General features: G+C 73.0%; 5 protein-coding genes. All 5 read right to left on the bottom strand.

Features of this window, described 5'->3' with window-relative positions; genetic code table 11:
• Positions 1-1,565, bottom strand: a 1,565-nt coding sequence (locus Q7W29_01570) for an Rne/Rng family ribonuclease (protein ID MDO9170499.1), incomplete at its 3' end; no start/stop codon positions are given.
• 26 nt (positions 1,566-1,591) lie between these two features.
• The gene (locus tag Q7W29_01575; protein ID MDO9170500.1) at positions 1,592-4,375 is read right to left on the bottom strand and encodes a TIGR03936 family radical SAM-associated protein; all 2,784 of its coding nucleotides are present in this window, start codon (positions 4,373-4,375) and stop codon (positions 1,592-1,594) included.
• 29 nt (positions 4,376-4,404) lie between these two features.
• Positions 4,405-5,841, bottom strand: coding sequence for an amidophosphoribosyltransferase (gene purF / locus Q7W29_01580; protein MDO9170501.1), 1,437 nt, complete (start codon positions 5,839-5,841; stop codon positions 4,405-4,407).
• 24 nt (positions 5,842-5,865) lie between these two features.
• Positions 5,866-6,480, bottom strand: a complete 615-nt coding sequence (locus Q7W29_01585) for a hypothetical protein (GenBank protein MDO9170502.1) — start codon at positions 6,478-6,480, stop codon at positions 5,866-5,868.
• 60 nt (positions 6,481-6,540) lie between these two features.
• The coding region (gene purQ / locus Q7W29_01590) for a phosphoribosylformylglycinamidine synthase I (protein MDO9170503.1) at positions 6,541-8,506 on the bottom strand (1,966 nt) is incomplete at its 5' end.

Consider the following 8,506-nt stretch of genomic DNA (forward strand, 5'->3'; position numbering starts at 1 on the left):
CGGTTGCCGCGCCCGCGCGGCAGGAAGCGCTTCTCGGCCTCCTGGATCAGGTCGCGGTCCGACTTCAGGGACAGCACCTGGTAGTTCTCGCGGTGCAGGCCGGGGTCGTCGGTGACGTCGATGATCATGTCGTGCTCGCTGCAGAGGTCGTCGAGCTGCTCGGCGCGCTCGGTGCTCAGGTAGAGGGCCAGCATGGGGTTGGCCACGATCTGCAGCTGCTTCTCGCCGGTCTTGTGGTGGACGCGGTGCACCTCGCGCTCGATGCGGTTGGCCAGCGTCTCGAGGCTGAGCACCTTGCCCGCGCCGTGGCAGTAGGGGCAGTCGTCGCTGAGGAACGAGACCAGCGAGGGGCGGACGCGCTGGCGGCTCATCTCGGCCAGGCCCAGGTTGCTGACCGGGAAGACCTTGGTGCGCGCGCGGTCGTTCTTCAGGGCGTTGCGCAGCTCGTTCAGCACGCGCTTCTTGTTCCCCTCGGACTCCATGTCGATGAAGTCGACCACGATGATGCCGCCGATGTCGCGCAGGCGCAGCTGGCGGGCCACCTCGCGGGCGGCCAGCAGGTTGGTCTCGACGATGGTGTCTTCCTGGTTGTGGCGGCCGACGAAGCGGCCGGTGTTCACGTCGATCGAGACCAGCGCCTCGGTCTGCTCGATGACGATGTAGCCGCCCTTCTTCATCCACACCTTGGGCTCGGTGCTCTTGCGGATCTCCTGCTCGATGTCGTAGTGGTCGAAGACGGCCGACGCGTCGCGGTGCAGCCGGACGCGGTCCTTGATCTCGGGCGCGAAGATCTGCACGTACTTCTGGAGGCGCTTGTAGTCGTCCTTGTCGTCGATGACGAGCATGTCGACGTCGTCCTTGAAGATGTCGCGGATCAGGCCCACGACCATGCCCACGTCCTCGTGGACCAGGGCGGGCGCCTGGACCTCGCGGTCGGCGGCCTCGACCGTCAGCCACAGGTCCGACAGGTACTTGACGTCGGCGCGGATGGCCTTCTCCTCGGCCTCCTCGGCCGCGGTGCGCACGATGAAGGCGCCGGCGTCGGGGCGGGCCTCCTGCAGGATGCGCTTGAGGCGCACGCGCTCGCGGCGGTCCTCGATCTTGCGCGAGACGCCCACGTGGTGGCCCTTGGGCATGTAGACCAGGAAGCGGCCCGGCAGGCTGATGTCGGCGGTCAGGCGCGGCCCCTTGCTGCTGATGGGCTCCTTGGTGACCTGGACCAGGATCTTGTCGCCGACCTTCAGCATGTCGCCGATGTCGGGGACCTGGGCGTTGCGCCCGCTGCGGCCGCCGGCGGCGGGCAGCGGCCCGTCGACCGCCTCGACCGACTCGGGGTCCTCGTGCACCAGGTCCGAGGCGTGCAGGAAGCCCGCCCGCTCCAGCCCGATGTCGACGAAGGCCGCCTGCAGGCCCGGCTTCACCGAGGTGACCACGCCGCGGTAGAGGTTGCCCACGATCCGCTTGCTGTCGGCGCGCTCGATGAGCAGCTCGACCAGTTCGCCGTCCTCGCGGATGCCGATGCGGATCTCGTGGGGATTCGCGTTGATGATGATGTCCTTGCGCATGTCTATGGTTCCAATCTGTGGGCGGTTCAGGCCGTCAGATGACGCTGCAGCCATAACCGCTGGTTGTGTTCGCGGACCCCGTCGAGCGGCGAAGCCCAGGTCCCGTCCGGCCGGCGCATCAGCAGGGCCGTGCGCCGCAACTCGGCGTGTCGGGGTTCCGGGAGCGCGTCGCCGCAGAGGGCCGCGAGGAAATCATGGGCAGGCAGCCCGGGCTGGGCCGGGAGGCGCTGCAGGGAAAAGGTCAGCTCGACCCCGCCGTCGGGGCCGGGAGTCTCCGCCACCGCGAGCCGGTCCTCGCACAGCAGCGGGCGCACGTCCACCGCCACGTCCCCCTTGGGGCGCTGGCGCACGACGACGCGGTCCGACGCGGCCAGGAATTCCCCGGCCAGCCGGCGCACGGTCGCCACGGAAGGCCCGCCGTCCGCCGGCGGCGGCAACAGGGCCCGGTAGTCACTGCGGTCGACCCCCTGCTCGATCGACTCCGGCACGACCGGCCCCATGGGCTCGGCCGCCAGCAGGCGGATCGTCGGGGGCAACTGCCGGTTCAGCCGCGGCACCCAGTCGTGCACGTCGTGCAGCAGGGCGAGGTCCAGCAGCTCGTCGTCGCCGGCCACGCCCACCGGCAGGGGCGGGCCGAACTTGATCAGCAGGTGGGGGTGGAAGCCCTGGCTGTACGCCACCGGCAGGGCGGAGCGGCGCAGGGCCATCTGGATCAGGCGCTGGAAGTCGAGGTGGCCCAGCCAGACGGCATCGCCGTCCTTGGCGTAGCTCGCCCGGAACCAGCACTTCTCGCTCGCCCGCTCGCGCCACTTGCGCCACTGCGGGCGCTCGCGGCGCGGGTCCGCCGCATCGGCGTTGCGGGGATCGAACAGGGAGACGACGGCGGCGGTCGCCTCCGTCCCGGCGCCCGACGGCGGCGCGACCGCATCGAGCGGCAGCGCGGCCGCGATCGCGACCTGCCCCCGCGTCGCGCGCGACCCGTCGGGCAGCTCGGCGAACACGTGGGCCAGGCCGGGGCCGCAGGCCTCGCAGCGCTCGCAGCCGCCTTCGAGACGGCAGTCCGGCACCGTGGCGCCGGCCTGCGCCGACACCCACTCGCGTCGCAGGAAATCGCGGTCCACCTGGGCGAAGACGCCGTCCCAGGGCAGCGGCGCGTCCATGTCTCGCGGCGCGACGTAGCCGTCCGGATCGACGCCCGCCTCGGCGAAGGCCTGCTCCCACCGCCCGGCGTGGAACATCTCGTCCCAGCCGTCGAAGCGGGCGCCCAGGCGCCAGGCCCGCTCCACGACGTCGGCCACGGCGGCGTCGCCGAGGCCGAGCACGCCCTCCAGCCAGGACACGTCGGGGTCGCGCAGGCTGAGCTTGATGCGGCTGCCGCGCAGGCGGCTCGACAGCAGCTCGTTGCGCCGGCCCATCTCGCGCCGCGGCACCTGCCCGGCCCACTGGAAGGGGGTGTGCGCCTTCGGCGCGAAGGGCGAGAACGAGGCGGTGACCTGCGCCCCGCCGCGCGGGGCCGCGGCCACGACCTTCTCCACCAGGTCCACCGCGGCCAGCAGGTCCTCGTCGGTCTCGGTGGGCAGGCCCGTCATGAAGTAGAGCTTGATCTTCTTGGCGCCGGCGGCGAAGGCGCGCCGCACGCTGGTCATGACGTCCTGCTCGGTGACGTTCTTGTTGACCACGTCGCGCAGGCGCTGGCTGCCCGCCTCGGGCGCGAAGGTGAAGGACGACGGCCGCTCCTGCTGGACCAGGCCGTAGAGGCCCTCGTCCAGGGCGTCGACGCGCAGGCTGGGCAGCTCCAGCGACGTGCGCGCGTCGCCGATCCCCTCGAGGATGCCCGCCATCGCCGCGCCCAGGCCCGTGTAGTCGCAGGTCGAGAGCGACAGCAGCGACACCTCTTCCCAGCCGAGGTCGCGCGCGCCGGCGACGGCGCAGTCGACGACCTGGGCCACGTCGCGCTCGCGCACCGGGCGGGTGATCATCCCCGCCTGGCAGAAGCGGCAGCCCCGCACGCAGCCCCGCATGACCTCCAGCGACAGGCGGTCGTGGACCGCCTCGATCACCGGCACCAGGGTGGCCGGCGGCGGGAACGCGTTCAGGTCGCGCACGACGCGCGCCTCGGTGCGGCCCGGTTTGCCCGGCCACCACAGGCCGGGGACGGCGCGGACCCGGGCCAGCAGCGCGGCGCGGTCCTCGCCGGCCCGCTTGCCGTCGCGGACGGCGTCCGCGATCTCCAGCAGCGCCTCCTCCCCGTCGCCCACGCACACGACGTCGGCGAAGGGGCCCAGCACCGTCGGGTTCGCGGCGCAGTGCCCGCCGACGAGCACCAGCGGGTCGCCGTCGCCGCGGTCGGCCGCGCGCAGCGGCACGCCCGCCAGGTCGAGCATCGTCAGCAGGTTGGTCAGGCACAGCTCGTAGCCCAGCGAGAAGCCGATCACGTCGAACGCGCGCGCCGGCCGGCCCGACTCCAGCGCGAACAGGGGCAGGCGCCCCTCGCGCAGCAGCGCCTCGAGGTCGGGCCAGGGCGCGAACGCGAGGTCGGCGTAGGCGTCCTCGCGCGCGTTGACCGCGGCGTAGAGGATGCGCAGGCCGTTGTTGGAGATGCCCAGCTCGTAGGCGTCGGGGTAGGAGAGCAGGAAGTTGGCGCGGGTCGGGTCCCAGTCCTTGCGCGACGCGCCCAGCTCCCCGCCCAGGTAGCGCCCCGGGCGGGAGACCAGGGGCAGCACGCGCCGCCGCAACGCGGCGCGCAGCCGCTGCGGATCGTCGTACGCCGGGTCCGGGCGGTGGCGACCGCCCTGGGCGTTTCCGGACACGGAGCCTCGTTTCCGATCGGGACCGGGCGTCAACGCGCCCCCGGAGAGCCCACTTCCGGGGTGGCGGCGCCGCGGTCCAGGATCTCCTTGCTCAGCTCGTTCTCGAAGGGCACGGGGTAGTTCCCGGTGAAGCAGGCGGCGCAGTGCACCGACGGGTTCCCGGTGGCCCGCAGCAGGCCTTCGAGCGAGAGATAGGCCAGGGAATCGACACGCAGGTAGGTGGCGATCTCGTCCACCGTATGGCTGCTCCCGATGAGCTCCTTGCGCACGGGCGTGTCGATGCCGTAGTAACAGGGATGCGTCACCGGCGGCGAGGCGATGCGCAGGTGCACCTCGGCCGCCCCCGCGGCGCGGATGAGCTTCACGAGCTTCCGCATGGTCGTGCCGCGGACGATGCTGTCGTCGATCACGACGACGCGTTTCCCCTCGATCAGTCTGCGGACGGGATTGAACTTGATGCGCACGGACATGTCCCGGACCTTCTGGGCCGGCGAGATGAAGGTGCGCCCGACATAGTGGTTGCGGATGAGCGCCAGCTCGAACGGCAGGCCGGTCCGCCGGGCATAGCCGAGGGCCGCCGTGTTGCTGGAGTCCGGGACGGCGCAGACGAAATCGGCGTCGGCGGGGCTCTCCTGCCCCAGGATCTCGCCGCAGCGGCGGCGGGTCTCGTCGACGCTGACGCCGAAGATCGTGCTGTCCGGACGCGAGAAGTAGATGTGTTCGAAGACGCACTGGGTGATCTCGCCGCGCGGCGCCAGCCGCCGGCTCGTCAGGCCGTTCCCGTCCAGGACGACCATCTCGCCGGGCTCGATGTCCCGCAGGTAGGTGCCGCCGATGATGTCGAAGGCGCAGCTCTCCGAGGCGATGACGTAGCTGTCCCGGTACCGCCCCAGGCAGAGCGGCCGGAACCCGCGCGGGTCGCGCGCGGCGATCAGCTTGTCGCGGCAGAGCACCAGCAGGCAGTACGCGCCCTTGACCTTGCCGACCGCCTCGGCCACCGCGTCCTCGAAGGACGCCGCGCGGCTGCGGGCGATCAGGTGCAGGATGACCTCGGTGTCGCTGGTGGTCGAGAAGATCGACCCGTCCCGCTCCATCTCGCGGCGCAGGAGGTGGGCGTTGACCAGGTTGCCGTTGTGGGCCACGGCCACCGTGCCGCGGTGGCAGGTGACCTGCAGCGGCTGCGCGTTCTCCAGCTGCGACGACCCGGTGGTGGAATAGCGGACGTGCCCGATGCTGAAGGTGCCGTCGAGGGACTTCACGACGGCTTCGGTGAAGACGTCGGCGACCAGGCCCATGGCGCGGTGCGTGCGCACGGTGTGGCCGTCCGACGTGGAGACGCCGGCGCTCTCCTGGCCGCGGTGCTGCAGGGCGTGCAGCGCGAGCGCCGACAGCTCGCCGGCGCCGGCGCAACCGGCCACGCCGACGACCCCGCACTCCTCGCGCCAGTGGCGCCCTTCCGCACCCATGTCGTCTCCCGTCCCGATTCGGGCTCAGGCGCGGCGCAACCGCGCCGGCGAGGCCAACCAGCCCTGCATGTGCGGGTTGACCAGCAGGCCCTCCCGCGCGCTCCTCGCCTCGACCAGACGCCCGGCCACGGCCGCCGGCTCCGCGGTCCCCGGCGCCAGCGCCAGGCGCCACAGCACGCCGGAGAGCACCGCCGACGTCTCCCCGAGCGGGAAGGCGCAGACGTCGACCACCGCTGCCCCGCCTGCCTTCGCGCCGGCCGGGATCGCGCCGCCGAGCAGGCGGTCGAGCACCTCGTCGTCGCCGGCCGGCAGGTCCGTGGCCGCGACCTCCCCTGGCCAGCCTTCGGGCAAGGGGTCGCCGCGCGCGGGGATCGCCGTCCAGGACTCTCCGGCGCCGCGCAACACGAAATGGGCGAAGTGGTGCTTGTTGGGGTTGAAGAACCGCCCCACCGTCAGCAACCTCTCCACCGATTCGGGCGCGGGCGCGCCGTCGGTCTGCCAGAAGGTGTGGATCTCGGCCCGCGCCAGGCCCACGAGGTGCTCGCCGCCCACCAGGCGACGACGCATGACGCGCTCGGCCGTGGCCGCGTGCAGGTCCACGCCCTTGTGACAGGTCATCAAGGTACGCTGAATGATCATCCTTCGCCTCTCCTAAGGCAAGGACCGTCTCCGGCGACCGGTCCCGTCAACCTTCTGGAATCAGCAGAGTTCCACCAATCGACGCAGGACCGCCAGACCCGGGCCGGCCCCCAGTTGGGCGTCGCGGTCCCCGACCCGTTCCCGTCGCCGCCGGCCCCAGGGATGGTCCAGGTCCTCGGGCACCTGGAACAGCCAGGCCGCCCGTTCGGGGTGCGGCATCATCGCCAGGACGTTGCCCGCGGGGTTGGTCATCGCGGCGGTGGCCAACAGGGACCCGTTGGGGTTGCCAGGTCCGTCCCCCGCCGACGACGCCGCGGCATAGCGGTAGGCCAGCAGGCCCTCGTCCCGCAGGCGGGCGAAGAACGCCGGATCCTCGTGCGTGAAGCGTCCCTCCGCGTGGGCGATCGGCACCGGCAGGGTGCGCGGCAGTCCCTCCAGGAAGCGGCAGCGGCTGCCGGCGATCGCCTCCAGCACCACCCAGCGGGAGAAATAGCCGCGTCGCCCGGGGATGCGGTTCGGCGCCAGGGCCACCTCGACCCGGCCACGGTCGAGGCCTGGCACCAGCCCCGCCTCGACCAGCACCTGGCAGCCGTTGCAGATGCCCAGGATCGGCTTGCCGGCGGCGTCGGCCGCCAGCAGGGCCGCCAGCAGCGGGTCCTTGGCCGCCACCGCACCCGCGCGCACGCGGTCCTGGTAGGAGAAGCCGCCCGGGACCAGGTAGCCGTCGAAATCCGCCAGCTCGGCAGCCGGGCGCGTCCAGCGGAAGATCTCGGCCCGCGCCCCGGCGGCCGTCAGGGCCCGCGCGGATTCGTCCTCGCAGTTCATGCCGGGCAGCTGCAGCACCGCGACGCGGGGCCGCGCACCGGCGACGACGACCACCGGCGCGACCGTTTCGTCGACGACCACCGGCGGCTCGATCCGGTCGGCCGGATCGGGCAGGCCGCGCGCGGCCAGCACGCGGGTCAGGCCCTCGCGCCAGCTCAGCTCCAGCTCGTCGAGCTCGACGACGACGGCCTCGCAGCCGGCGGCGTCGCGGACCGAGATGGCGGCGGCGTCGACGACCTCGCCCAGGAAGGCCCAAGTCGCGCCCGCCCCGGCCAGCAGCACTTCGGCCCGCGCCGCGTCGCGCTCGCGCACCTCCACCACGAAGCCCCCGCGCTCCCCGTACAGGAACTCGCGCAGGGTCAGGCCGCGGCAGGCCGGCGGCACCGCGACGACGGCGCCGAGCGGTTCGCGGCCCCGCGGTCCCAGCGCCATCTCGGCCAGGCAGACGGCCAGGCCGCCGTCGCTCACGTCGTGCGCGGCCTGCAGCAGGCCGGCCTCGGCCAGGTCGCAGACCGCCGCGATCTCGCGCCGGGCGGCTTCGAGATCCGTCGGCGCCAGCACGTCGCGGCCGAAGACGAGACCCGCCTCGGCGGCCAGCGTCGCGCCGGACGCGCCGTCGGGCAGGCCCACGAGGTAGAGCCGGTCGCCGGCGGCCTTCAGCCGCTGGCTGCGGCAGAGCGTCACGTCGGCCACGTTGCCCACGCAGGCGATGATCGGCGACGGGGCCACGGTGCGGCCCGCGGCGCTCTGGTTGTAGAGCGACACGTTGCCCGAGACCACCGGCAGCGGCTCCCCGCCGCGCGCGTGCAGCGTGACGCCGCGGCAGGCGTCGCCGACGCCGCGCACCGCCTCGCGGAACTGGCGGAAGACCTCGGGGTCCTCGGGGTTGCCGAAGTTGAGGCAGTCGGTCACCGCGGCGGGCCGGCCGCCGACGCAGGCCACGTTGCGCGCCGCCTCGACCACGGCGCGCAGGCCGGCCTGGTAGGGGTCGCGCAGGCCGACCAGGGGGTTGCCGTCGACGCTGACGGCCACGCCCAGGACGCTGCCCGGCACCGGGGCCACCACGCCCGCGTCGGCCTCGCCGGGGCGCAGGACGGTGCAGCCGCGCACCTCGGGATCGTAGTGACGGTAGAGGTGCTCGCGCGAGGCCGCGTTGAGGTGCCCCATCAGGCGCACCCACTCGCCGGCTATCTGCGCGTCG

The organism is bacterium (genome assembly GCA_030654305.1).
GTDB lineage: Bacteria > Krumholzibacteriota > Krumholzibacteriia > LZORAL124-64-63 > LZORAL124-64-63 > PNOJ01.